The sequence below is a fragment of the Hydrogenophaga sp. L99 genome (assembly GCF_058731905.1).
This window is the reverse complement of record NZ_CM178972.1, coordinates 466917-490822: the sequence shown is the minus strand read 5'-3', so window position 1 is coordinate 490822 and position 23906 is coordinate 466917. Positions and strand designations below refer to the sequence as shown.

The following is a 23906-nucleotide window of genomic DNA, read 5'->3' as shown; positions in this document are numbered from 1 at the left end:
GCGTTCATCGTGCGGCAAACCAGTTGAGTTCCAGACATTCACGCAAGCGCAGACGGGCGCGGTGCAACTGAACGTACAAGTTGGTCGGCGTCAAACCGAGTTCCTTACAGATTTCTTCGCTGGACAGCTCCAGCCACTCGCGCATGAGAAACAGCCGGCCTTGCACCGCCGGCAACTTGTCGGTGCACGCTTCCAGAATGACAAAAAACTGGCGGCTGTTCAGGTCTTGCTCCGGGTTGCCCCAGTCGGCGGGTTTTTCGGCAAAGTGGCCGTCGCGCTTGAATGCCATGTGCTCCAGCGGGTCGGTGCAGTCATCGTCTGAGCCACTGTCCAGCACCACCTCGCGCTGCCGCTGGCGCATGGAGTCGATGATTTTGTGTTTGAGGATGCCCACCAGCCAGGTCTTGAGCTGCGAGCGCGCCTCGAACGCCAAGGGCTTGGCCAGGGCAGCCAGCAAGGTCTCGGAAACGGCGTCTTCCGCCCAGGCCTCGTTGCGCAGTTGCAGGCGCGCAAAGCGCATGAGGTAGCTGCGCAGGGCGACCAGTTGATGCTCGAATTCGGCGGGTTGATCTTTGTGCATGTGGACGATTTGGAATCGGATGCGAGTGTAAGCAATCGAAGATCTCTGCGACAAAAAGTATTAGTCCTTGAAGGAGATACCCGATGACGCACCCGCATACCGCTCTTGGAGGCCTCCAGCGCCGACAGTTCATGTCTATCGCTTTGCTGTGCGCTGCCGGGCCCTCGGCGGCACAGTTCACGGCACCGGCTGGCACCGCCCTGCCAGCCCTGCAAGGCACCACGGCCGAGGGGCAACCGCTGCAGTTGGCGGCATTTCAAGGCCGCGTGGTGATGGTGTTTTACTGGGCCACGGGTTGCCCGGTGTGCCGCGACAAAATGAAAGAACTGCGCGCGAACCTGTTGGGCTGGCGCAGCCAACCGTTCACCTTGATGGGGGTGAACATGGACGCCCAGCGACAGGACTGGCTGGACTACGAGCGCCTGGTGGCCCAGACCACCCCGGCGCCTCAGCGGTTTGCCTCTGTGTGGGCCGGCGGCAGCGACTTCAGTGACACCATGGGTCGGCCACTCCAGCTGCCCAGCGCCCGCCTGATCGACAAACGAGGCCAGTTGGTCGAGGCGTACCAAGGGCGCATACCCGTTGAGGCCTGGGACCGCATTGCCGACGTTCTTTGAAAGACCGACCATTTTTTTGCATGCCGCTCTGTAAGAACCGCCCGCCCCGACAGACTCACTCCCAACCACCAGGCGCTGCGCCGCAGGCCAGTGGTTTCAACCCCTCCATGGAGTCACTGAAATGAACCAACGCACCCTGATCACCTCTGCCGCCGCTTCGCTGATGTCGCTGGCCCTGCTGTCTTCGCCAGCATTGGCACAAACAACCGCCAAAGAGAAGTGCTACGGCGTCGCCAAGGCCGGGCAAAACGACTGCGGCAACCTCGCCGGCACGCATTCCTGCGCCGGCCAGTCCAAAGTGGACAACGACAAGGGCGAGTGGAAGTACGTGGCGGCTGGCACCTGCAAGACGCTGGGCGGTCTGTCGGCAGACGAAGCCAAGAAGGCCATGAAGTCCTGAACCGCCTTCGCTCTTCGAATCAAAAAAAGCCCGCCACCATGACCGCACCCGCTCATCGGACTTCAGCCGCAGCGCCTCAGGTGGGCATCGGTTGGCGGCACCCCCATTACGCGGCCTTGCTGGAACAGCAGCCCGCCCTGGACTTCATTGAAGTCCATTCCGAAAACTTCTTCGCGCCCGGCGGTGCTGCGCTCGCGGTGTTGCGCGAAGGCCGCGAGCACTACCCCGTCAGTCTGCACGGCGTGGGCCTGTCGCTGGGCTCTGCTGCGGGCATCGACCCCTGGCACCTCGACCAGCTGGCGCGTCTGGCGAAAGCCATTGATCCGGTGCGCGTGAGCGACCACGCCAGCTTCGCGCGCGGCCCTGGCCAGCACGCGGCCGACCTGCTGCCCGTGCCCATGAGCCACGCGGCGCTCAACGCCCTGTGTGCCAACGTGAACCAGGTGCAAGACCGCTTGCGGCGCACCATCGCGGTGGAAAACCTGTCGGCCTATGTGCGATGGCGAGAAGCCGACATGGATGAACCCGACTTTCTGAATGCGCTCGCGCAGCGCACGGGCTGCCAGCTGCTGGTGGATGTGAACAACGTGTATGTGAACGCGCTCAACGCGCAACTGCGCGGCGAGACCACAGACCCCTTGGGCGACTGCAGGCGCTGGCTCGACGCGGTGCAGCCGCGCCATGTGGCCGAAATGCACCTGGCGGGCCATGTGCACTGCGGCGATATTGTCATTGACGACCACGGCAGCCGCGTCCATGAGGCCGTGTGGTCGGTCTACCAGCACGCCGTTCGCCGCTTGGGTGCCGTGCCCACGCTGATCGAGTGGGACACCGACCTGCCCGCGCTTCAGGTGCTGCTGGACGAAGCCGAGCGCGCCCGCTCCACGGCCCAGCGCTGCCTGGACGCTGCTGCTTTGCAGGCGGCCACCGCATGAGCGCGCAGGCGCTGCACGCATTGGGCGCTCAGCAGCAGGCGCTGCTGCAAGCGCTGCTGGCCAGGCCCGGCAGTGCCCAGGCCCGCGAAGCGGCCGCGCACCTACCCGACTTTCTGGACACGCGCCACATCCAGGCTGCCCGCGGTCTGGCCGCTTACAGGGGCAATGGCCATGCCATGGCCGAGCGGGCTTTGCTCAGCGCCTACCCCGTGGTGGCGGCACTGATCGGCGCTGACAACTTCGCGCTGCTGGCGCGCGATCTGTGGCACCAGCATCCGCCGCAGCGGGGCGATCTGGCCCAGTGGGGCGACGCCCTGCCCGGCTTTTTGCAGCACAACGCGCAACTGGCCGATGTGCCGTACCTGAGCGATGTGGCGCGCACCGAATGGGCGCTGCACGCAGCCGCTGGCGCCGCCGATATTGCACCCGACCCCGCCAGCTTCTCGCGCCTCGCACACGAAGCGCCCGAAGGCCTGGCGCTCACCCTGGCGCCCGGCACCGCTGTGGTGTACAGCGCCTTCCCGGTGGCCAGCCTGATCGGGGCGCATCTGCACGCAACGCCCCGGCTGGACGAGGCCGCCCAGCGCCTGCGCGACGGCCAGGGCGAACACGCACTCGTGTGGCGCCAGGGCCACCGTCCGCGCATGCAAGGCATTCACCCCAGCGCATCGGCCCTGTTGCAGACGCTGCTGGCGGGTGCCGACCTGACCCAGGCGCTGGACGCCGCCTTCGCTGTGGCCGATTCAACCACCGCCTTTGACTTTTCTGCCTGGCTGAGTGCCGCCGTCGCGGACGCGCTGGTCACAGGCGTGCACAGCCTACCGCCCACAGTCCAGCCCAAAAACCCAGCCCATGAGCCCCATCGGCCCATGAATTAAGCTCAGCCAACCCTTTTTCGGAGACCTCACTTTGACAACCTTCAGCCTGTCCCGCCGCGAAATGCTCACGATCGCTGGCAGCGCCACGGGTGCGGCCTTGACACCCGCCTGGGCGCAATCCCCCACCCCCGCCTGGTCCACCCTGGAAAAAGCCGCACGGGGGCAAACCGTGTACTTCAATGCCTGGGCCGGCAGCGAAACCACCAACGCCTACCTGCAATGGGTGGCGGCTGAGGTGAAAGCCGCTTACGGGATCCAGCTGGAGCACGTGAAGATCACCGACACCGCCGACGTGGTCAAGCGCGTGCGGGCCGAAAAAGCCGCTGGCCGCCAGGCCGGTGGCGGCACCGTGGACCTGGTGTGGATCAACGGTGAGAACTTTGCCGCCATGAAGCGCGACAGCCTGCTGCTCGCCCCCTGGGCCGAAGCGTTGCCCAACTTCAAATACGTGGACACGGTGGGCAAGCCCACCACCCTGAACGACTTTTCGGTGCCCACCGACGGGCAAGAGTCGCCCTGGGGCATGGCGCAGTTCACCCTGTTTGCCGACAGCAAGCGCCTGCCCCAGCCGCCGCAAAGCATGGCCGAGCTGCTGGCCCTGGCGCGGCGCCAGCCCGGGCGCATCAGCTACCCGCGCCTGCCCGACTTCACCGGCACCACGTTTGTGAAGCAGGCGCTGCTGGAACATGTGGCCGACGTCCGCGTGTTGGCCAAACCGCCTCTGGCGGCCGACTTCGCCCAGGTCACCGCGCCGCTGTGGCAGTTTCTGGACGCACTGCACCCGCACCTGTGGCGCGGCGGCAAGCAGTTTCCGCAAAACCCGGCTGCCGTGCGCCAGATGATGGCCGACGGTGAACTGCTGCTGGCGCTCACCTTCAACCCCAACGAACCGGCCAACGAGATCGCGGCCAAGCGCCTGCCGGCCTCGGTGGTCAGCTGGCAGTTCGCCAAAGGCACCATTGGCAACACCCACTTTGTGGCCATTCCGTACAACGCCAAAGCCGCCGCCGGTGCCCAGGTGGTGGCCAACTTCCTGCTTTCGGCCAAGGCTCAGGCGCGCAAGGCCGACATCAGCCACTGGGGCGACCCCACCGTACTTGACCTGGCCAAACTGCCCCCCGCCGAACGGGCCTTGTTCCCCAGCCAGCCGCTGCCGGGCCAGGTGGCCAAGCCCGCCCCCACGCTGCCCGAGCCGCACGCGGCCTGGGTGGAGCCGGTGGAGAAGGAGTGGGCCAAAAGGTACCTGTGACGCCACCTCGCTTGTTTTGGGCAACCGCCCTGCTGCTGATCGCAGGCGGGCCGTTGCTGGCCGTGGCTGCGCTGGCGCTGGCCAGTTTGTTTGACGCCGCTGCCTGGCAAGCGCTGTGGCAAGACCCCCACTGGCTGCACGCGCTGGCGCTGACGCTCTGGACCGGCCTGGCCTCCACCGCGCTGGCATGGTGGCTGGCGGCCGCGTTGCTGGCGCAGGGCTTTGTGCGCCAGTCGCTGGGGCGGCTGCTGCGCGGTTTGCCGGTGATGCTGGCCACGCCCCACGCCGCGTTGGCCATTGGTCTGGTGTTTTTGCTGGCGCCCAGCGGCTGGGTGCTGCGGGCGCTGTCGCCCTGGCTCACGGGTTTTGAATTTCCCCCGCCCTGGCCGACCACGCAAGACCCGTGGGGGCTGGGTCTGATCGCGGCGCTCACCGCCAAAGAAGTTCCGTTTTTGCTCTGGACCGCCGCCACCCAGCTGCAGCGCGACGACGTGCGCCAGCGCTGGCGCAACGAACACGCGCTGGCCCAGACGCTGGGCTACAGCCCGCAGCGCGCGTTTTGGCGCGTGGTGTGGCCGCAGCTGAGCGCGCGCCTGTGGTGGCCACTGCTGGCAGTGCTGGCCTATGGCCTCACGGTGGTGGACATGGCGCTGGTGATCGGCCCGGCCTCGCCGCCCACTCTGGCCGTGCTGGCCTGGCAGTGGCTGCAAGACGCCGACCTGGCCGTGAACGCGCAAGGTGCCGCCGCGGGCGGCGCCCTGGCGCTGGCCCTGTTGGCGGCGGCGCTGGTGTGGCGGGGCCTGCAGAGCTTGCACCTGCGCAGCGGCCAGCGGCTGAACGGGCGGCGCGGTACTGGCTCACAAGCCACCCACAAAGACCCATCAGGCGGTTTGCCCGCCAGCTACCTGCTGCTGGCTGGGCTTTACGGCGCCGTGCTGCTGGCCCTGGCCGTGGGCAGCGTTGCAGGCGTGTGGCCGTTCCCGCAGGTGTGGCCCGAAGCCGTCACCTGGCAGGCCTGGGCACGCGTGTGGGACAGCCGCGACACCGTGAGCACCACGCTCGGGCTGGCGCTGGCGTCTACCGCGCTGGCGCTGGCCTGGAGCGTGGCCTGGCTGGAACTGGCCCCGCGCCGCTGGGACACCGCCCTGCGCCCTGTGCTCTACCTGCCGCTGGTGCTGCCCGCCGTGCTGTGGGTGGTGGGCCTGTACAGCCTGGCACTGCAGTGGCGGCTGGAAGGCCAGTGGCTCGGACTGTTGCTGGCGCACACCGCCATGGTGCTGCCGTACGTGTTGCTGGCGCTCAGCCCGGCCTACCTGGGTTTTGATGTGCGCTACGCCCAGCTCAACGCCAGCCTGGGCCACGGCCCCTGGCATTTTTTGTGGCGCATCAAGTGGCCGCTGCTGCGCCGCGCACTGGCGGCCAGCGCCGCCGTGGGCTTTGCCGTGAGCGTGGCCCAGTACCTGCCCACGCTCTACATCGGGGCCGGGCGCTTCAGCAGCGTCACCACCGAAGCTGTCACCCTGGCGGCCGGCGCGCAGCGCTCGCTCACCAGCGCTTACGCGGGGCTGCAATTTGTATTGCCCGTTCTGGCGTTTGGCCTGGCCGCCTGGCTGGGCGCGCCCCGCCGTTTTAAAGTCACCCGTTCATGACGCTACAGGTCCATATCACCCAGCTGGGCAGCGCGCAGCGCGTGCTGTTGAAAGACCTGCGCTTTACCGTGCAGCCCGGCCATGTCCTCACGCTCATGGGCCCCAGCGGCAGCGGCAAAAGCTCGGTGCTGGCCGCCATTGCCGGCACGCTGGGCAGCGTGGCCGAAGGCACGCAGGCGCTGCGCGCGCAAGCCAGTGTGCGGCTCAACGGCGAAGACATCAGCCAGCGCCCCACCGCACAACGCGGCGTGGGCCTGCTGTTTCAGGACCCGCTGCTGTTTGCCCACCTCACGGTGGCAGAAAACCTGCTGTTTGCCGTGCCGCCCGGCCCGCGCGCGCAGCGCCTGGCCCAGGTGCAGCAGGCGCTGGCTGAGGCAGGCCTACAGGGCTATGGCGAACGCGACCCGGCCACCTTGTCGGGCGGGCAGCGTGCCCGCGTGGCGCTCATGCGCGCCTTGCTGGCCCAGCCGCGGGCCCTGCTGCTGGACGAACCTTTTTCCAAGCTCGACGCCGCGCTGCGCGACCAGTTTCGCGCCTTTGTTTTTGAGCACATCCGCGCTCGGCAGATACCGGCGGTGCTGGTCACGCACGACGCTGCCGATGTGGCCGCCCCCGATCAACTGATCGCGCTAACCCATGCTGGATAAAGCCATCCAACGGGCGCTGAAGCCGCTCATGACCCGCGCCGCGCGCGGGCTGGTGCGCCTGGGCGTGGGGGCCGACGCGATCAGCCTCGCCGGCTTTGCTGTGGGCATGGGCGCCGCCACGGCCATTGCCTTGCAGCATGACTGGGTGGGCCTGGCGTTGCTGCTGATTTCGCGCCTCATGGACGGGCTGGACGGTGCCGTGGCCCGCGCCACCCAGCCCACCGACCGAGGCGGGTTCCTGGACATCACGCTCGACTTTTTGTTTTACGCATCCATTCCGCTCGCTTTCGCCATCGCCGAGCCGGCCCAGAATGCCCTGCCTGCGGCCGTGCTGCTGGCGGCCTTCATCGGCACCGGCAGCAGCTTTCTAGCGTTTGCCGCCGTGGCCGAAAAACGCAAGCTGCAGTCGCTGGCGTTTCCCGACAAAAGCTTCTACTTTCTGGGCGGCCTCACGGAAGCCACCGAAACCATCCTCGCCTTCACCGCCATGTGCCTGTGGCCGCAGTGGTTCCCCTACATCGCCTATGGCTTTGCGGTGCTGTGCGGCGTCACCATCGCCATGCGCATCGTGTGGGGATGGCAGCGGTTTGGTTGACGGTGTGAGCGTGACACTGAGCACGCGGCGCGCGGGCGCAAGCGGGGTCAGGACAGCGATGACTGTCCGTGCGACACATCCCGGGTCAACCGCCAGAAGCGCGCGGTGAGCACCACGGCCGCCACCGCCAGCCCGCCCACCAAACCCACCCACAGGCCGACCGGGCCCAAGGGGCCGAAAACGCCCAGGCCCAGGCTCAGGCCCATGCCAATCACCCAGTAACAAAACACGGTGACGAGCATCGGCATTTTCGTGTCTTTGTAGCCGCGCAGCACGCCCATGGCACCCACCTGCAGGCCATCGACCAGCTGGAACACGGCCGCGAACACCAGAAACTGCGCTGCCACCGCCACCACCTGCGCGTTCGCCGTGTAGAGGCCGGCCAGGAATTCATTGGCGCTCCAGAGCACCCCGGCAGACACAGCCATGAAGCCGGTGCACAGCGCAATGCCCAGGCGGCCCCGGTAGCGCGCCGCCAGCGGGTCGCCCGCGCCCAGCGCCTGGCCCACCCGCACCGTGAGCGCAATGGATATACCCAGTGGAACCATGAAAGCGATGGAAGCGATGTTGATGGCGATCTGGTGGCCCGCCACCGCGTCGACGCCAAAGCGCCCCATGAGCAGCGCGGTGGCGGTGAACATGCCGGACTCCATGGCCATGCCAATGGAAATGGGCAGGCCCAGGCGCACGATGCGGCCGATGTGTGCCCAGTCGGGCCGGGTCCAGGTCTGGCGCAGCCGGTGCGCGGCGTAGCGCGGTGCGCGCAGGGTGTAGGTAAACAGTGCCAGGCAGCCGAGGGTCTGGGCGATGCCGGTGGACAGCGCCGCGCCGGCACCGCCCATGGCGGGCCAGCCGAAATGGCCGTACATGAACACGTAGTTGCCCAGCACGTTGAGCGGCAGCATCAGGAGCTGGGTCCACAGCATGGGCATGGTGTGGCCCATGGACTCGTTGAGAAAACGCGGCACCAGGTAGAGGCAGGTGAACGGCAGGCTCCAGCCCACCCACAGCAGGTAGCGGCGCGTCTCGCTCACGATCTCGGGCGATATGCCCAGGTGCGGCATGAGCAGGGCCAGAGCGAACAGTGTGGCGATTTGCACCAGCGACAGCCCCAGCGCCAGCCAGAGGCCTTGTCGCCATTCGTCACCGATCAGGTGGTGGCGGTTGGCCCCCACGTGGTGGGCCATGATGGGCGTGAGCGCCAGCATCAGGCCCAGGCCAGCGATGAAGGTGAAAAACCACATGGCCGAGCCCATCGCCACCGCCGCCAGGGCCAGCGGGCTGATGCGCCCAGCCATCACCGTGTCGGCCACGCCCATACCCATCTGCAGCAGCTGCGCGGTGATGACAGGCAAGGCGATGAGGGCAATGGCGCGCAGCTCGGTGCGCGCTTTCAGGAAGCTGGGGGAGATCACGAAGACACAAAAGAAAAAAGGCGCCGCCCCAAAGGGCCACGGCGCCGAACACATACGAGGATGAAAGGGCTGGACTATACCGGCGCCTGGCGCCCGATCAAGCCATGCGCCGGGCGCTACGCCGCAGCACCCACTTTTCCAGCTCCAGCAGCACCAGCACCGCCAGGCCCGCCAGCGCGCACAGCAGCACATCGGCGGGGTGAAGCGCCCGGGTATTGAACCAGCTCTGCATGAAAGGCGCATAGGTGAACAAAGCCTGCAGCAGCACCACCACACCCACCGCCAGCAGCACCCGCGGTGTGCCCTGCACCCCCGCCCCGGTGAACGAGGGCGCCTTGAGATAGCGCACGCTGAACAGGTAAAAAACCTCCATCGCCACCAGGGTGTTGACGGCCATGGTGCGCGCTTCTTCCAGCGGCGCCCCCGTGGACAAAGACCACTGAAACATGCCGAAAATACCCAGCGTGAACAGTGTGGACACCAACACAATGCGCCAGATCACGAACGGACTGAGCATGGCCTCGCCGGGTGGGCGCGGGGCACGTTTCATCACATCGGGCTCGGTGGGCTCAAACGCCAGCACCATGCCCAGCGCCACCGAGCTGACCATGTTCACCCACAAGATTTGCACCGGCATGATGGGCAAGGCCAGGCCCAGCAGCACAGCCGCCAGCAGCGACATGGACTCGCCACCGTTGATGGGCAGCAGAAAGGTGATGGTCTTGCGCAGGTTGTCGTAGACCGTGCGGCCCTCTTCCACCGCGTGGGCAATGGACGCAAAGTTGTCGTCGGCCAGCACGATGGCACCGGCCTGTTTGGCCGCTTCGGTGCCTTTACGGCCCATGGCCACGCCCACGTCGGCCTGCTTGAGCGCCGGTGCGTCATTCACGCCGTCGCCCGTCATGGCCACCACCTCGCCGCGCGCCTGCAAAGCCTGCACCAGGCGCAGCTTGTGTTCGGGGCTGGCGCGGGCAAACACATCGGCGTCCTGCACCACCTGCTGCAAGGCCGCGTCGTCCATAGCCTCGATGTCGGGGCCGGTCACTGCGCGCAGGTGCTCGCCCATGCCCAGCTGCGTGGCAATGGCACTGGCGGTGACGCCGTGGTCGCCGGTGATCATCTTCACGCGAATGCCGGCCGCCCGGCACTGGGCCACCGCCTCGATGGACTCCTGGCGCGGCGGGTCGATGATGGCCACCAGACCCAGCAGCGTCAGTCCCTCGACGCCGCTGCGGCTGTCCAGCGCCGTGGCGGTGTTCACATGCCCGCGCGCCAGCGCCAGCACTCGGCGCCCAGCGCGGGCTTGCTGATCGATCGCCTGCTGCCAATGCACTTCGTCGATGGGTGCGGCGCGTCCATCGCCGGCCAGCTGGTGGCTGCACATGCCCAGCACCCGCTCAGGCGCGCCCTTGAGCAGCAGCTCGTGGCCCGCCGGCAGGTCTGTTTCGGTGGCATGGGCCGTGGCCATGTAGCGGTGCTCCGATTCAAACGGAATGCCCCCAGTGCGCGGGCGCTCGCGGGCCAATTCTTGCGGGTCAAGGCCGGCCTTCATGGCCAAGGTCAGCAGCGCGCCTTCGGTCGGGTCGCCCACCAGCTGCCACTGGCCGCCCTCCAGGTGCAGGCTGGCGTCGTTGCACAGCGCTGCGGCCTCGGCCAATGCCAGCAGTGCCGGCGCTTCGCGAAACAGTTCGGCCGGTTGCAGCTGATGGCCATGGCAACACAGCTTGCCCTCGGGCGCGTAGCCGGCGCCCTCCACGTCGACCACGCGGTCGGCCAGCACCACCTGCTGCACCGTCATCTCGTTGCGGGTCAGCGTGCCGGTTTTGTCGGAACAGATGACCGTGACCGACCCCAGGGTTTCAACCGCGGGCAGGCGGCGGATCACCGCATGGCGGGCGGCCATGCGCTGCACGCCAATGGCCAGTGTGATGGACATGATGGCCGGCAAACCTTCGGGGATGGCCGCCACCGCCAGGCCCACAGCGGTCATGAACATCTCGGCCGCCGGCATGCCACGCACCAGCGTGCCAAAGGCAAACAGCGCGGCAGCAGCGGCCACCACGGCGAGCGTGATCCAGCGCGCCAGCTGGGCCATGTTGCGCACCAGCGGCGTGGTCACCTGCTCCACCGACTCCAGCAGGTGGCCAATGCGCCCCATTTCGGTGGCACCAGCGGTGGCCACCACCACACCCCGCGCCTGGCCCTGCGTCACCAGGGTGCCAGCGTAGCCCATGCACAGGCGGTCGCCCAGCGCAGCGTCTGGCTCCACCGGGGCCAGCGTCTTTTCCACCGGCATCGATTCGCCGGTCAGGGCCGACTCATCGACCCGCAGGTTGTTGAGCTGCAGCCAGCGCAGGTCGGCTGGCAGGCTGTCGCCCGAAGCGACCTGCACCACATCGCCCGGCACCAGGTCGGCGGCGTCGATGTCCTGCAGGCGGCCGTCGCGCAACACCATGGCATGCGGGGCCAGCAGGTGGCGTATGGCTTGCAGCGCTTTTTCAGCCTTGCCCTCTTGCAACACCCCAATGAGCACGTTGAACAACACCACCGCCAGGATCACGCCAGCATCCAGCGTGTGGCCAATGAGCGCGGTAACAACCACCGCAGCCAGCAGCACCATGATCAGCAGGTTGTTGAACTGCGCCAGCACCCGCCGCCACAGGCCGGGGCCCTCCACCATCTCCAGCCGGTTGGGGCCGTGTTGTTGCAGGCGCTCGGCGGCCTCTCGGCTGCTCAGGCCCGCAAGCGAGGCGTGCAGCGCAGCCAGCGCCTGCTCGGTTTCGCGGGCATGCCAGGGCACGGCGGGTGCTGATGGGGTTTCGGTGCGGCTCGGTGGTGGTGGCAGGGACATGGTTGCGTGAACCTCTCATGGGATATGAAAACCATACCCCAGTCAGACGCGCCGGCAACCCATGGTTCAGCCAACAGGCGCAGACGTTGACCACGGTCAATGTCTGGATACCGCCCGGACCCAGCGCTGCCAGTCGGCAGGCTCGTCCACATCCCACAGGGCGGGCAACTCCATGCAGCTGGCACCTGCTTCATGCAGACGCTCCAGGGTTTGCGCCAACACCCGTTCGGTGCTCCAGTCGATGCGTTCAAACACGCGGGCCAGCGGGCGCCGCAGGCCCAGCAGCACGTAACCGCCGTCTTCGGCCGGTATCAGCACGGCGTCGTGTGTTTGCAGGGCATCGGCGGCCTGCTGCAGGTGGGCGGGGGTGAGCGCCGGGCAGTCGGTGCCCACCACCAGCCAGGGCATGTGGGGCTGGGCGGCAAAGTGCGCGGCCATGGCCGCCGCCATGCGCTGGCCCAGGTCGCCCGGGGGCTGCGGTTGACACACCACGCCGTGGCGCAGGCGCAGGGCGCGAAAGAAGCGGTGCCGGGTATCGGGCGCGCACCACAGCGTGAGCGGCCCCGTGCTGGCCGAGCGCACGGTGGCCAGGGTTTGCAGGGCAAAACCGCGCTGCGCGCGGGCGGCACCGGCGGCACCCAACACCGGCATCAGCCGCGTTTTGGCCAGGCCGGGCACCGGTGCCTTGGCCACCACGGCCACGCCAGCCGGGGCGCGCGGCGTGTAGCCGTAGCGCAAGGCCAGGGCGTGCGGATCGGCCCCGGCGGCATAAGCGGCGCGCAGGCGCCACATCAAAACCATGGTGCGCCACAGGCCGTGCTGGTCCCAGCGCCGCCCGGCGGTGGTGACGCGCTGCGGCACGCAGGCCGGCGGTGAACAGCGCTTGAGCCGGGCGCTGAGGTCAATGTCTTCCATGAGCGGCAGGGGCGCAAAGCTGCCGAGCGCTTCAAACACGCGGCGGCGCACAAACACGGCCTGATCGCCGGTGGCGATACCACTAAGGCGCGAGCGCAGGTTCATGAACGCGGCCACCATGGGCAGCAAGGGGTGCACGCCGTCGATGCGCACGTCAAACCGCCCCCACGCAGCGCCACCGCTCAGCGCGGTTTCAATCAGCCGGTCGGCGTCGGGCGGCAACTGGGTGTCGGCGTGCAGAAACAGCAACACATCGGCCCCGGCCCTCGCCGCTGCCAAAGCCCCGGCGTTCATTTGCGAAGCGCGTCCACGCGGCGCCACCAGCACGGTATCGCACCACGGCTGTGCGGTGGCACAGGTGCCGTCGGTGCTGCCGCCGTCCACCAGCACCACCCAGGCCCCACGTGCGCGCAGCGGTGCCAGCGCCTGCAGCCGCGGTTGCAGGGCCGCGCCTTCGTTCAACACAGGTACCACCACCGCCAGCTTCATGGGCGCAGGGCGTCGTTCAAGGCGTGCAGTTCGTGCAGCAAGCGCTCCACCACGCCGGGGCTGAGGTAGTGGTCCACCCGCTCGCGCACATGGCGCACCAGCTCGGCCTGGCTGCGCTGGGCCGACCAGTCTTCGCCGTCGCCACCGGGCTGGGCGGCAGCCCCCTCCAGCACGCGCCACTTGGCGCACCAGGTGAGCGACCACAGTGCCATGGCGCTGCGCAAGGGCACATGCCAGGCGGCGGCTGCTTCGGCAGCCGGCCCGGCGGCAGCGGCCCAGTCGCAGTAGAAGCCGGCCACGGCGTCCACGCTGAGCACGGCGTGGGTGTCCACGTCCCAGGTGGTCGAGGTGTAGAGCGTGGCGTGGGCCAGGTCGAGCCCGGGGTGGCTGTAGCGGCATTTCTCCAGGTCCACCAGCATGGCGCGACCGTCGGCACGCACGATGAAGTTGCCCGGGTGCGCGTCAAACGCGATCAGGCTGCGCGGTGGGCGGGGCGCTGCGGTGCACAAGGCCTTGAGCTGCTGCAGCTGATGCGCCACCGCCTGCGCCACAACCGGCGCCACACGGGCGGCCGGTAGGTGGCTGGCCTGGGCTTCAATCTCGTCGCACAGCGCTTGCAGCGGGTCGTGCGGCCACAGCAACGGCGCCCCGGCGGCAGGGCTGGGCAGTGCCAGCCTGTGCAACGCCGCCAGGCTGCGCGCGATGGCGGGCAGGTCGTGGGGCAGGCGCGCAGGCCGGCCCACCACTTCCTCCACCAGCAAGGCACCGCGTGGCAGGTGGGCGCTGGGCGCCAGCCAGCCGTGCAGCGCGGGCGTGTGGCCGCCGGCGGCGGCGCGCTCGAAACAGGCGCGCTGGTAGGTCAGGTTGTGGGCCGCATCCAGCCCCATCTGGCTTTGTTTGGGGATGCGCGCCAGCAGCCCGGTGCCCACCAGGCGCACATGGTCGTGCGCCAGGCCTTTGTCGGGCAGGGGCTCCAGTGGCTTCTGGGCGCCCAGGTGGTGTGCGTCGGCCAGGGCGGCGCGCAGGGCGCTGCACAGAGGTTGCGTCCGGTTGGGCGGCGAAGGGGCGAGCGCGTTGTGTTTGGAATCCGTGGGGTTCATGGGCTGGGCGCGGTGTGTCGGCAGGGTCCGAGTGTAAGAATGGTCGGCCTGCTGCGACTCACACGCAACAGAACCTACAAGGAACAGTCTTGAATCTCCGCAAAGTCTTACTCCTCATCGCGGTGCTGCTGGGCATCGTGGCCTTTTTTGCCTTGGGGCTGGACCGCTATTTCAGCTTGGCGTTTTTGAAAGAAAGTCAGGCCAGCTTGGCTGCGTTGCGCGAACAGCAGCCGGTGCAACTGGCGCTGGGCTTCTTTCTGGTCTACGTGGCGGTCACCGCGCTGTCGTTGCCCGGCGCGGTCATCGTCACACTGGCGGGCGGTGCCATTTTTGGCCTGGGCTGGGGTTTGCTGCTGGTGTCGTTTGCGTCCAGTATCGGCGCCACGCTGGCTTTTTTGACCGCCCGATTTTTGCTGCGCGACTCGGTGCAAAGCCGCTTTGGCCAGCGCCTGGCCGATGTGAACAAGGGCATCCAGAAAGACGGCGCTTTTTACCTGTTCACGCTGCGGCTGATTCCGGTGGTGCCGTTTTTCGTCATCAATTTGCTGATGGGCCTGACCAGCATGAAGACCCGGACGTACTACTGGGTGAGCCAGCTGGGCATGCTGGCCGGCACGGCGGTGTATGTGAACGCGGGCACGCAGCTGGGCAAGCTCGACTCGTTGCAAGGTATTTTGAGCCCCACGCTGCTGGGCAGTTTTGTGCTGCTGGGGCTGTTCCCGCTGATCGCGCGCAAGGTGGTGGAGGCGGTGCAGAAACGCAAGGTCTATGCCCAATGGGCGAGCGTGCGACCCAAGACCTTCGACCGCAACCTGATCGTGATCGGCGCGGGCGCGGGTGGTCTGGTGTCGGCCTACATCGCGGCGGCCGTCAAGGCCAAGGTGACGCTGATCGAAGCGCACAAGATGGGCGGCGACTGCCTGAACTACGGCTGCGTGCCGAGCAAGGCGCTGATCAAAAGCGCCAAGCTCGCGCACCAGATGCGCCACGGCGCGAACTACGGCCTGAACAACACCGCGCCCACCTTCAGCTTCAAGGCGGTGATGCAGCGCATCCACGACGTGATCGCTGCCATCGAGCCGCACGACAGCGTGGAGCGCTACACGGGCCTCGGCGTCGAGGTGCTGCAGGGCTACGCCAAGCTGGTGAACCCGTGGACGGTGGAGATCGCGCTGAACGGTGGTGGAACCCAGCGCCTGACCGCGCGCAGCATCGTCATCGCCGCCGGTGCTCGCCCCTTCGTGCCGCCACTGCCGGGACTCAACGACGTCGGCTACGTGACCAGCGACACCCTGTGGGACGAGTTCGCCAAGCTGGATGAAGTGCCCAAGCGCCTGGTGGTGCTCGGCGGTGGGCCCATCGGTTCGGAACTGGCGCAGAGCTTTGCGCGCCTGGGCTCGCAGGTCACGCAGGTGGAGATGGGCGCACGCATCATGGTGCGGGAAGACGAAGAAGTTTCTGCGCTGGCCAAGGCCTCGCTGGAAGCCGATGGTGTGGCGGTGCTCACCGGGCACAAGGCGCTGCGCTGCGAAATCATCGACGGCGAAAAGACGCTGGTGGTGGAACATGGCGGCGCCGAGAAGCGCATCGCCTTCGACCAGTTGCTCTGCGCGGTGGGCCGCGTCGCGCGACTGACAGGCTACGGGCTGGAAGACCTGGGCATCCCGACCAACCGCACGGTCGAGACCAACGAATACCTGCAAACGATTTACCCCAACATCTACGCCGCGGGCGACGTGGCCGGGCCGTATCAGTTCACCCACGTGGCCGCGCACCAGGCCTGGTACGCAGCGGTGAACGCGCTGTTCGGCGACTTCAAGAAGTTCAAGGCCGACTACTCGGTCATTCCCTGGGCGACCTTCATCGACCCCGAGGTGGCGCGCGTGGGCCTGAACGAGCAGGAAGCGAAAGAAAAGAACATTCCCTACGAGGTCACGAAGTACGGCATCGACGACCTGGACCGCGCGATCGCCGACAGCGAGGCCCACGGCTTTGTCAAGGTGCTCACCGTGCCGGGCAAAGACACCATTTTGGGCGTCACCATCGTAGGCACCCACGCGGGCGACCTGCTGGCCGAGTACGTGCTGGCCATGAAACACGGGCTGGGCCTGAACAAGATCCTGGGCACCATCCACACCTACCCCACGCTGGCCGAGGCCAACAAGTACGCGGCCGGTGAGTGGAAGCGCGCCCACCAGCCGCACCAGCTGCTGGCCTGGGTGAAGAAGTTCCACGACTGGAAGCGCGGTTGAACCCGACCGCACCCACGGAGTCCACACCCCATGCACCCACGCCGCCACTTCATCACCCTGCTCGCTGCTGCACTGACCGTGCCGCTCGCGGCGCAAGCCCAAGCCGGTTTTGACCACAGCCACGCCGCCTGGAACGCCCTGCTGAAAAAACACGTGCGCTGGTTGTCCGACGGCAAACAGTCGCGCGCCCACTACAAAGGCTTTGCCGCCGACCGCGCCGCACTCAAAGCCGTGCTGGACGCCATGAGCGCCGTGCCCAAAGCCCGCTTTGAAGGCTGGAGCCGGCCACAGCAGATGGCTTTTTTGATCAACGCCTACAACGCCTTCACGGTTGAGCTGATCCTGACGAAATACCCGGATCTCAAGTCCATCAAGGAGTTGGGTTCGTTTGTGCAGTCGGCCTGGAAAAAGAAATTTTTCACCCTGCTGGGTGAAGAACGCCACCTGGATTGGATCGAACACGAGCAGCTGCGCCCACGCTACAACGAGCCGCGCATCCACGCCGCGGTCAACTGCGCCAGCATCGGCTGCCCGGCGCTGCGAGACGAAGCCTTCACCGCCGACAAGCTGGACGCGCAACTGGAAGACGGCATGCGCCGTTTCATGGCCGACCGCACGCGCAACCGGGTGCAGGGCAACCAGGTGGCGGTGAGCCAGATCTTCAAGTGGTTCAAGGAAGATTTTGAACAAGGCCACGGTGGCTTCAAGCAGGTGGAAGATGTGTTTGCCGCCTACGCCGAGCTGCTGAGCGACCAACCTGCCGAGCGGGCCGCGCTGAAAGCGAAGACCCTGCGCGTGGGCTTTCTCGACTACGACTGGTCGCTCAACGACGCTGGGCGATGAGCACACGCACGCTGCTGGCGTTGTGTGCGCTGTGGCCCTTGGCTGCGGCCGCCCAGGCATTGCCGCCCCTGCTGAAAGCCGACGGTGCGCTCAACCCGGCCTGGCGTTTTGTGGGCTTTCCCAAGAAACACGCCGACCTGCCGGCCACGCGCTTCGAAGCGGGCACCGTAGACGGCCAGGCGGCCCTGAAGGTGAGCACCGCGTCGTCGTACGGCACGCTGGTGCACGACCCCAAAGACGCGCTGCCAGCCCAACTGCAGTGGCGCTGGCGGCTGGACCAGCCGCTCAGCGGCGGCAAAGCTCCACCCGACCTGCTGACCAAGGCCGGCGACGACGCGGCGCTCAAGGTCTGCGTGATGTTTGACCACCCGCTGGAGCGCGTGCCCTTTGTCGAGCGCACCGTGCTGCGCCTGGCCCGCAGCGTGAGCGGCGAGGCCCTGCCAGCGGCCACGCTGTGCTACGTGTGGGACAGCGCTGCGCCGGCGGGCCTGCAGGGCGCCAACCCCTACACGCGGCGCGTGCGCTTCATCAGCCTGCAAGGCCAGGGCGCCGCCCTGGGCCAGTGGGTCACCGAAACCCGCGACGTGGCCCAAGACTTCGCCACGCTGTTTGCCGACGAACTGCCCGCCAACGCCAGCGCGCCCCGCGTGCGCACGGTGCTGATCGGCGCGGACAGCGACAACACCGCCAGCCGCAGCACCGGCTGGGTGGCCGGTCTGCGCTGGCTGGCTGTGGCGCCCTGACGCCAGGCAACCGTTTGGTTGTCAGCAGCCCCATGCCGCTGGCGGGCTGGGGCACCCGGCGGCCCACATGGGCGACAGCCCATAAAATTCCCTCGCATCTCAAGGCGGTTCGTATGGACCGACATTCCACCGACCGACCACCCCGACATGCCCACCACACCGTCCACGCGCAAGCTTCCCTTGCTTCTTTTGGCTGCCGTTTTTTCGCTACCGGCCCACACGCAAACACCGGGCGCGCCCGCCCCACAGCCGCACCCGTGGGAGGTTCCGACACCCCGCCTGGAAGCCGAGGCCTATTTCACCAACCTGCAAGATGGCGACAAGATCGAGACACCGTATCTGCTGAAGTTTGGACTCTCGGGTGGCTGGGGGCTGGCGCCCATCAGCAGCTCGGCACGGACCAAAAGCGGTCACCACCACCTGCTGATCAACCGCGACCTGCCCCTGAATTTCAAGCAAGCGCTGCCCTTCAACGAGCAATACATCCACTTTGGCAAAGGCCAGATGGAAACGGTGTTGAACCTGGCCCCCGGCACCTACACCCTGCGCATGCTGCTGGCCGATCAAAACCACCTGCCCCACTTCGTTTACAGCAAACCGGCCAGCATCACCGTCACGAAAAAGAACGCCACCGACCCGAAGCTTCTCGCGGTCAAAGGCATCAGCGTGGCGGTCAATGGGGGCGCTGAGGTTCGGCGGCCCTTCCGTGTGCAGTTTCATGCTTCGGCGCTGAACGTGGCGCACCAGTCGCAACAGGAAAAGGACACCGGCCACTTTCGCCTGACCGTCATACCCCGCAGTGGCGGCACCCCCGCGGTGATGAATTTCAACCAGGGGCAGACCGAAACCTGGCTCTCGCCGCCCGTGGGCAACTACGACCTGAAACTGGAACTGCTGGACAACCTGAACCCCGGCCAAACGCTCACGGCGGCCGTGAACACCAGCGTCACGGTGCGGTAACGGCGGCGAGCGCTGGCTGGGTTCAATGTTTGGCGGGTGCGGTGGCCTTGGCCGCAGCCTCAAACCCGCCCTTGGCCTTCCACTCTTCCATGCCGCCTTGCAAGATACGCAGGTTGTCCCAACCCGCCACGCGCAGGGCAAAACCGGCCTGGGCCGACAGCGAGCCGGTGTTGCAATAAATCAGCACCGGCTTGTCTTTGGGAATGGTGTTGCGCTTGGCCAGCACCTGGCGCCAGTCCATGTTGATGGCGCCCGGAATGTGGCCCTTGGCAAACTGGCCGGCATCGCGGGCGTCGATGACGATCATTTTTTTCCACTCGTCGGCCGGAATTTGCTCGGCAAAAATCACGCCGCCGCCGTAATCCACAAACTCCAGGTAGGCCTCCATCTCGTCCACGGCAAGGGCCTTGTTGTCGGCGTGTGCCAGCGGTGCGGCGGCCAGCACGGCGGCAGCCAGGGCGGTTTGAAGAAAACGGTTCATGTTCAGGGCTCCATGCAGGTGGCACGGACAGCGCCACGGAGCGCTAAATATAAGCGAACAATGATTTATCGATCCGATCGCTTTCCCGCACAGCCGCCCGGCCCGGCTCAGCAGCCGAGCACAGTGGCCAGGTCGGTCAAGTTGCGGGCATGCAGTGTGTTGCTCGGGTCGGGCGACACGTCTTTGGGCTGCGCAGCGCCGAATTCGAGCGGGCGCTCAATGTAGGCCGTGCCCAGGCCGCAGGCGCGAGCGGCAGCCAGGTCATCCTGGTGGGCAGCCACCAGCATCACGTCGGCGGGCGCCACGTCAAAGGTGTGGGCCACACCCAGGTAGGTGCGCGGGTCGGGCTTGTAGGCGCGAAACACCTCGGCCGACAAGATGCAGTCCCACGGCAGCCCGGCGCGTTTGGCCATGTTCGTCAGCAACCCAATGTTGCCGTTGGACAGGGTGCAGAGGGTGAAGCGGGTCTTGAGCCGCGTCAGCCCTTGCACCGTGTCGGGCCAGGGGTCCAGGCGGTGCCAAACGCGGTTGAGGTGCTGGCGCTCGGCCTCGCCCAGGTGGTCCAGGCCAAAGCGAGGCAACAGACCGTCCAGGATGAGCCGGTGCAACTCATCAATGCGCGTCCAGCCCAGCTCACCCGAGCGCACCCGCGCCATGGCCGGCTGGTAGCCCGCACGCCAGGCGAGCGCGAAGGCGTCAGCGTCCACCGCCGGGTACAGCGCCTGCACCTCGCGTTGGATGCTGCCGTGCCAGTCGACCACGGTGCCAAAAATGTCAAAGGCCAGGATGTGTGGTGTGTGCATGGATAGACCCGATCTGGACAGCGAATGTGGATTGAACAATCAAACAAGCTCGGCCAGCACCGCCAGCAGCGCTGCCCGCTCGGCCTGGGGTGAAAACAGCGGTGCCCGGGCGGCGCATTGGGCCTGCAGCGATGCCAGCGCGCCGCCGCCTTGAGCCAGCTCGCTGCGGCAGCGGCGCAACAGGGCCACCAGCGCGCCAGCGTCGCCGGGCGCAAAGTAGCCCGCGTAGCCGCTGCCCAGCATGCCCACATTGCCCGGCACCCGCGAAGCCAGCACCGGCGTGCCAGACAACACCGCTTCCATGATGACGTGGGCGCCGCCTTCCATGCGACTGGGGTGCACCAGCAGGTGCGCGCGCTGGATGCGCCCGCGTGTGGCGGCGTGCGGCTGCCCGCCGAGCCAGCGGTAGTGTGGGCAGTCGCGCTGGGTCTGACGTGCAGCATCGCCCAGGGCCGGGTCCAGTGCATGGCCCACATGGTCCAGGTAAATCGCCTCGTCGGGCTGAATCAGGCGCGCCGCTTCAAACAGGGTTTGCGGCGATTTTTCTTCCCGCAGGTGGCCCACCATCACCGCGCGCACGTGGGCGTGGGTTTTGGGCAGTGTCTGGCGCGCGGTGCTGGACTGAAACACCACGCGGCACTTGCTGCGCAGCGCTTCGGGCAGTTCTTGCGGGCCCTGCTCTTGCAGCACAACGAGGCGGTGCGCCAGCGCCAACGACTGCTGGGCACTGGCATCGGTGGCAATGTCGCGGTAAAGGTCGGTGCCGGTGAGCGCCAGCACCAGCGGTTTGGCCGGGTAGGCCTTTGCCCAGGCGGCCACCGAAGCGGCCGAGCGGCGCGCGTGCAGGGCCAGCAGCACATCGGTGTCGCCGTGTTCATCCGCGTCGGGCCACTGTTTGACCAACCGAACCCGATAATGGCCCGCCAGCATGTGCGCCCAACGGCGGGCGGTTTGCCAGTTGCCGTTGTTGGCGTCGGCCAGAGCCGGCGTGACGATACAGAGTGAAGGTTTTTTCATGGGAGCAGCGAGTGTCTGACATTGTGTTCGAACCCACCGGGGAAGCCGAACAAGCCCGCTGCGCGGGCAAGGCTGCGCTGGCCCTGGCGCTCACCGACGCCCGGGCGCGCACGCTGGCGCTGTTTGACGCCTACGAAGCTGCGCTGGGCGCCGGCTTGCGCGTGCCCTGCACCCCCGAGCTGAACCTGCCGTTGTGGGAACTGGGCCATGTGGGCTGGTTTGCCGACTGGTGGTTGGCCCGCAACCCCGAGCGCCAGCTTGGCCTGCAAGCCAACCCCCACGCAGCGCGCCACCCGGCCCGGCAAGCGCTGCGCGGGCTTGACGTGGACAGCCTGTTCAATTCCAGCACAGTAGCCCACGACCTGCGCTGGGCCTTGAACCTGCCCTGCGCCAACGACCTGCGCACCGACCTGACCGAGAGCCTGCAACACACGCTGGCGCTGCTGGAGGATGCGGAAGAAACCGACACCGGCCTGTATTTCTTTCGCCTGGCGCTGTTTCATGAAGACATGCACGCCGAAGCGGCGGTGTACATGGCGCAAAACCTGGGTTTTGACCCGGGCCTTGGCGCAGGCGTGGCCAGCGCCGGAACAGCCAACACCCCAGCACTGCACACCATGGCCGTGCCCGCCACCACCTGGCAACTGGGCCGCAGCGGCCCAGGCTTTGCGTTTGACAACGAGCTGGGCGCCCACCCGGTGGCGGTGGACGCGTTTGAGATCGACGCGCGTGCGGTGACCTGGGCGCAGTACCTGCCGTTTGTTGAAAGCGGCAGCGCGGCACAACGCACTTTTTGGAGCGAAGCCGGCTGGGCCTGGCGCAGCCGCACGGGCGCTGGCGTGCCGCGCTACCTGCGGCGCACCGACCAAGGCTGGGAACAGCTGCACCACGGCCAGTGGCAGCCGCTGGACCTGAGCGCCACCGCCTGCCACCTCAGTGCTTTTGAAGCCCAGGCCTGGTGCCAATGGGCGGGGCGGCGCCTGCCCACCGAAGCCGAATGGGAAGTGGCCGCGCACACGCTGCCCGGCTTTGCCTGGGGCGCTGTGTGGGAATGGACGGCCAGCGCCTTTGCACCCTTCCCCGGCTTCACGCCACACCCTTACCTGGACTATTCGGCACCGTGGTTCGACGGGCGCCCGGTGCTCAAAGGCGCCAGCCCCGCGACGGTGGCTCGCATGCGCCACCCGAAATACCGCAACTACTTCACGCCCGAGCGCAACGATACCGTGGCGGGGTTCAGGAGCGTGGTGGTTTAAGTGGTAGTGCTCCCTCCCCCTCTGGGGGAGGGCTGGGGTGTGGGCTCTTGACCCGGCTTTTCGCTGTCGGCTGCGGTTTCTCACGTTCGCCCCCATCCCAACCTTCCCCCAGAGGGGGAAGGCGTCAAGCGGGATCAGGGGGAACGAATTGACGCGTTTACACAGGTGCCCAAAACACACTGAACCAGTCCTTCTCGTCGGTCCATTGGGTCGATGGGCCAAAACCCGCCTCGCGCAGCAGCGCGTCGAAGTCTGCGGGCTGCCATTTGTAGGAGTTTTCGGTGTGCATCTGCTCGCCGTCGGCAAAGGTGCGCTCGCCGCCAGACCAGCGCACAGTTTGCGTGCCCGCCGACTGCAAATGCATTTCAATGCGCGAATCGGTTTCGTTGAAAAACGCCACATGGCGCCAGCGCGCGGGGGCGAAGTCGGTGCCCAGCAGGGTGTTGGTGTGCAGCAGCAGGTTGCGGTTGAAGGCAGCGGTCACGCCCAGCGGGTCGTCGTAGGCGGGCTCCAGGACGGCCTTGTCTTTCACGCGGTCCACGCCGATCAGGATGCCGCCGCCAGGCCCGCCGGCGGCGCACACCGCATGCGCTTGGCGCAGCAGAGCCAGCGCTTCGGTGGGGTTGAAGTTGCCGATGCTGGAGCCCGGGTAGAACACGCAGCGCGCCGCGCTGGCCGCCCCCTGAGCGGCCAGCCAGTCAGTGGCTGCGGGTGGCAAAGCCAGCTCGGCAGAAAAGTCCATACCCAGACCCAGCATGGGCAGGCCGGTGTGGCGATGCTGTAGCGGGCCCATGGTGTCGCGCAGGTAGTCCACCGAAATGTCCACCGCCACATAAGCGGCCGGGCGCAGCACCTGGAACAGGCTGGCCGCCTTGGCGCAGCTGCCAGCGCCCAGATCCACCAGCACCGCTCCCGAAGGCACCTGCTGCGCCAGGGCCTCGCCGTGCTCGCGGAAGATGGCGGCCTCGGTGCGGGTGGGGTAGTACTCGACCAGCTCGGTGATGGCGTCGAACAGGCGCGAACCCAAGGCGTCGTAGAAAAACTTGGGCGCCACATGCGCGGGCTGCGCCTGCAGGCCAGCAGCCAGTTCGGCGCGCACAGCGGCGTGGTTGGTTTGGTGCAACTGCACAAAAGAGGGAGCAACGGATGGGTGGTGCATGGGTGCTGGGTAGGGTTGCAGGGGCGCAAAGCGTTATCGGCGTTATAAACCAGCGCGCCATCAGAACTGGGT

The 23906-nt window shown here is 67.2% G+C and carries 22 protein-coding genes; 13 read left to right on the top strand and 9 right to left on the bottom strand.

Annotated elements, in window-relative coordinates:
* Positions 1 to 4: 4 nt before the first annotated feature.
* Positions 5 to 580: a sigma-70 family RNA polymerase sigma factor gene (locus tag AC4QBL_RS02255; RefSeq protein ID WP_472907821.1), complete on the bottom strand. Its 576-nt coding sequence runs from the start codon at positions 578 to 580 to the stop codon at positions 5 to 7.
* 131 nt (positions 581 to 711) lie between these two features.
* Here AC4QBL_RS02255 and AC4QBL_RS02250 point away from each other — a divergent pair, with 131 nt between their 5' ends.
* The 8 genes from AC4QBL_RS02250 (at position 712) to AC4QBL_RS02215 (ending at position 7550) form a co-directional block, all read left to right on the top strand.
* Entirely contained in the window at positions 712 to 1197 is a 486-nt protein-coding gene (locus AC4QBL_RS02250) for a TlpA family protein disulfide reductase (RefSeq protein ID WP_472907822.1), read from the top strand.
* Between the two features lie 121 nt (positions 1198 to 1318).
* The gene (locus AC4QBL_RS02245; RefSeq protein WP_472899984.1) at positions 1319 to 1597 is read left to right on the top strand and encodes a BufA1 family periplasmic bufferin-type metallophore; all 279 of its coding nucleotides are present in this window, start codon (positions 1319 to 1321) and stop codon (positions 1595 to 1597) included.
* A gap of 38 nt (positions 1598 to 1635) precedes the next feature.
* Positions 1636 to 2532, top strand: coding sequence for an MNIO family bufferin maturase (gene bufB, locus AC4QBL_RS02240; RefSeq protein WP_472907823.1), 897 nt, complete (start codon positions 1636 to 1638; stop codon positions 2530 to 2532).
* Positions 2529 to 3410 carry an HvfC/BufC family peptide modification chaperone gene (locus AC4QBL_RS02235; protein ID WP_472907824.1) on the top strand — a complete coding sequence of 294 codons (882 nt, stop codon included), beginning with the start codon at positions 2529 to 2531 and terminating at the stop codon, positions 3408 to 3410. Before bufB ends, AC4QBL_RS02235 begins: the two co-directional genes overlap by 4 nt.
* A 31-nt stretch (positions 3411 to 3441) precedes the next feature.
* Positions 3442 to 4659 carry an ABC transporter substrate-binding protein gene (locus AC4QBL_RS02230; RefSeq protein WP_472907825.1) on the top strand — a complete coding sequence of 406 codons (1218 nt, stop codon included), beginning with the start codon at positions 3442 to 3444 and terminating at the stop codon, positions 4657 to 4659.
* Positions 4660 to 4670: 11 nt separating this feature from the next.
* Positions 4671 to 6308 carry an ABC transporter permease gene (locus AC4QBL_RS02225; RefSeq protein ID WP_472907826.1) on the top strand — a complete coding sequence of 546 codons (1638 nt, stop codon included), beginning with the start codon at positions 4671 to 4673 and terminating at the stop codon, positions 6306 to 6308.
* On the top strand, positions 6305 to 6955 hold the full coding sequence (locus tag AC4QBL_RS02220) for an ATP-binding cassette domain-containing protein (RefSeq protein WP_472907827.1): 651 nt from the start codon (positions 6305 to 6307) through the stop codon (positions 6953 to 6955). The genes AC4QBL_RS02225 and AC4QBL_RS02220 overlap by 4 nt, the downstream gene beginning before the upstream one ends.
* Positions 6945 to 7550, top strand: coding sequence for a CDP-alcohol phosphatidyltransferase family protein (locus tag AC4QBL_RS02215; RefSeq protein WP_472907828.1), 606 nt, complete (start codon positions 6945 to 6947; stop codon positions 7548 to 7550). Before AC4QBL_RS02220 ends, AC4QBL_RS02215 begins: the two co-directional genes overlap by 11 nt.
* A 47-nt stretch (positions 7551 to 7597) precedes the next feature.
* On the opposite strand, the gene AC4QBL_RS02210 is transcribed toward AC4QBL_RS02215, so the two are convergent.
* The 4 genes from AC4QBL_RS02210 to AC4QBL_RS02195 form a co-directional block, all read right to left on the bottom strand.
* Positions 7598 to 8965, bottom strand: a complete 1368-nt coding sequence (locus tag AC4QBL_RS02210; RefSeq protein ID WP_472907829.1) for an MATE family efflux transporter — start codon at positions 8963 to 8965, stop codon at positions 7598 to 7600.
* 97 nt (positions 8966 to 9062) lie between these two features.
* A complete protein-coding gene (locus AC4QBL_RS02205; protein WP_472907830.1) occupies positions 9063 to 11816 on the bottom strand; it encodes an HAD-IC family P-type ATPase in 2754 nt (917 codons plus the stop codon).
* A gap of 96 nt (positions 11817 to 11912) precedes the next feature.
* Positions 11913 to 13220: a TIGR04283 family arsenosugar biosynthesis glycosyltransferase gene (locus AC4QBL_RS02200; RefSeq protein ID WP_472907831.1), complete on the bottom strand. Its 1308-nt coding sequence runs from the start codon at positions 13218 to 13220 to the stop codon at positions 11913 to 11915.
* Positions 13217 to 14320, bottom strand: coding sequence for an aminoglycoside phosphotransferase family protein (locus AC4QBL_RS02195; RefSeq protein ID WP_472907832.1), 1104 nt, complete (start codon positions 14318 to 14320; stop codon positions 13217 to 13219). The genes AC4QBL_RS02200 and AC4QBL_RS02195 overlap by 4 nt, the downstream gene beginning before the upstream one ends.
* Positions 14321 to 14409: 89 nt before the next feature.
* Here AC4QBL_RS02195 and AC4QBL_RS02190 point away from each other — a divergent pair, with 89 nt between their 5' ends.
* The 4 genes from AC4QBL_RS02190 to AC4QBL_RS02175 all read left to right on the top strand — a co-directional run bounded on the left by AC4QBL_RS02190 (position 14410) and on the right by AC4QBL_RS02175 (position 19118).
* On the top strand, positions 14410 to 16572 hold the full coding sequence (locus AC4QBL_RS02190; RefSeq protein WP_472907833.1) for a dihydrolipoyl dehydrogenase family protein: 2163 nt from the start codon (positions 14410 to 14412) through the stop codon (positions 16570 to 16572).
* 30 nt (positions 16573 to 16602) lie between these two features.
* Complete coding sequence (locus tag AC4QBL_RS02185; RefSeq protein WP_472907834.1) at positions 16603 to 17415, top strand: DUF547 domain-containing protein; 813 nt, start codon at positions 16603 to 16605, stop codon at positions 17413 to 17415.
* A complete protein-coding gene (locus tag AC4QBL_RS02180) occupies positions 17412 to 18158 on the top strand; it encodes a DUF3047 domain-containing protein (protein ID WP_472907835.1) in 747 nt (248 codons plus the stop codon). The genes AC4QBL_RS02185 and AC4QBL_RS02180 overlap by 4 nt, the downstream gene beginning before the upstream one ends.
* A gap of 147 nt (positions 18159 to 18305) precedes the next feature.
* A complete protein-coding gene (locus tag AC4QBL_RS02175; RefSeq protein WP_472899970.1) occupies positions 18306 to 19118 on the top strand; it encodes a DUF4399 domain-containing protein in 813 nt (270 codons plus the stop codon).
* Between the two features lie 22 nt (positions 19119 to 19140).
* On the opposite strand, the gene AC4QBL_RS02170 is transcribed toward AC4QBL_RS02175, so the two are convergent.
* The 3 genes from AC4QBL_RS02170 to senB all read right to left on the bottom strand — a co-directional run bounded on the left by AC4QBL_RS02170 (position 19141) and on the right by senB (position 21419).
* On the bottom strand, positions 19141 to 19599 hold the full coding sequence (locus tag AC4QBL_RS02170; RefSeq protein WP_472907836.1) for a rhodanese-like domain-containing protein: 459 nt from the start codon (positions 19597 to 19599) through the stop codon (positions 19141 to 19143).
* 107 nt (positions 19600 to 19706) lie between these two features.
* Positions 19707 to 20402 carry a haloacid dehalogenase type II gene (locus tag AC4QBL_RS02165; RefSeq protein ID WP_472907837.1) on the bottom strand — a complete coding sequence of 232 codons (696 nt, stop codon included), beginning with the start codon at positions 20400 to 20402 and terminating at the stop codon, positions 19707 to 19709.
* A 39-nt stretch (positions 20403 to 20441) separates the two neighbouring features.
* Positions 20442 to 21419 (bottom strand): selenoneine biosynthesis selenosugar synthase SenB, encoded by a 978-nt coding sequence (senB, locus tag AC4QBL_RS02160; RefSeq protein ID WP_472907838.1) that lies wholly within the window; start codon positions 21417 to 21419, stop codon positions 20442 to 20444.
* Positions 21420 to 21430: 11 nt separating this feature from the next.
* Here senB and senA point away from each other — a divergent pair, with 11 nt between their 5' ends.
* Positions 21431 to 22675, top strand: coding sequence for a selenoneine synthase SenA (senA, locus tag AC4QBL_RS02155; protein ID WP_472907839.1), 1245 nt, complete (start codon positions 21431 to 21433; stop codon positions 22673 to 22675).
* Positions 22676 to 22832: 157 nt separating this feature from the next.
* Here senA and egtD read toward each other — a convergent pair whose 3' ends face one another.
* Positions 22833 to 23834: an L-histidine N(alpha)-methyltransferase gene (gene egtD / locus AC4QBL_RS02150; protein ID WP_472907840.1), complete on the bottom strand. Its 1002-nt coding sequence runs from the start codon at positions 23832 to 23834 to the stop codon at positions 22833 to 22835.
* Positions 23835 to 23906 lie beyond the last annotated feature (72 nt).

Coding starts and splice junctions, on each gene's coding strand:
- AC4QBL_RS02170 (WP_472907836.1), bottom strand. CDS start 19,599: ATGAACCGTTTTCTTCAAACCGCCCTGGCTGCCGCCGTGCTGGCCGCC.
- AC4QBL_RS02185 (WP_472907834.1), top strand. CDS start 16,603: ATGCACCCACGCCGCCACTTCATCACCCTGCTCGCTGCTGCACTGACC.
- AC4QBL_RS02250 (WP_472907822.1), top strand. CDS start 712: ATGTCTATCGCTTTGCTGTGCGCTGCCGGGCCCTCGGCGGCACAGTTC.
- AC4QBL_RS02175 (WP_472899970.1), top strand. CDS start 18,306: ATGCCCACCACACCGTCCACGCGCAAGCTTCCCTTGCTTCTTTTGGCT.
- senB (WP_472907838.1), bottom strand. CDS start 21,419: ATGAAAAAACCTTCACTCTGTATCGTCACGCCGGCTCTGGCCGACGCC.
- AC4QBL_RS02205 (WP_472907830.1), bottom strand. CDS start 11,816: ATGTCCCTGCCACCACCACCGAGCCGCACCGAAACCCCATCAGCACCC.
- AC4QBL_RS02215 (WP_472907828.1), top strand. CDS start 6,945: ATGCTGGATAAAGCCATCCAACGGGCGCTGAAGCCGCTCATGACCCGC.
- AC4QBL_RS02245 (WP_472899984.1), top strand. CDS start 1,319: ATGAACCAACGCACCCTGATCACCTCTGCCGCCGCTTCGCTGATGTCG.
- egtD (WP_472907840.1), bottom strand. CDS start 23,834: ATGCACCACCCATCCGTTGCTCCCTCTTTTGTGCAGTTGCACCAAACC.
- AC4QBL_RS02180 (WP_472907835.1), top strand. CDS start 17,412: ATGAGCACACGCACGCTGCTGGCGTTGTGTGCGCTGTGGCCCTTGGCT.
- AC4QBL_RS02165 (WP_472907837.1), bottom strand. CDS start 20,402: ATGCACACACCACACATCCTGGCCTTTGACATTTTTGGCACCGTGGTC.
- AC4QBL_RS02220 (WP_472907827.1), top strand. CDS start 6,305: ATGACGCTACAGGTCCATATCACCCAGCTGGGCAGCGCGCAGCGCGTG.
- AC4QBL_RS02200 (WP_472907831.1), bottom strand. CDS start 13,220: ATGAAGCTGGCGGTGGTGGTACCTGTGTTGAACGAAGGCGCGGCCCTG.
- AC4QBL_RS02255 (WP_472907821.1), bottom strand. CDS start 580: ATGCACAAAGATCAACCCGCCGAATTCGAGCATCAACTGGTCGCCCTG.
- bufB (WP_472907823.1), top strand. CDS start 1,636: ATGACCGCACCCGCTCATCGGACTTCAGCCGCAGCGCCTCAGGTGGGC.
- AC4QBL_RS02235 (WP_472907824.1), top strand. CDS start 2,529: ATGAGCGCGCAGGCGCTGCACGCATTGGGCGCTCAGCAGCAGGCGCTG.
- AC4QBL_RS02195 (WP_472907832.1), bottom strand. CDS start 14,320: ATGAACCCCACGGATTCCAAACACAACGCGCTCGCCCCTTCGCCGCCC.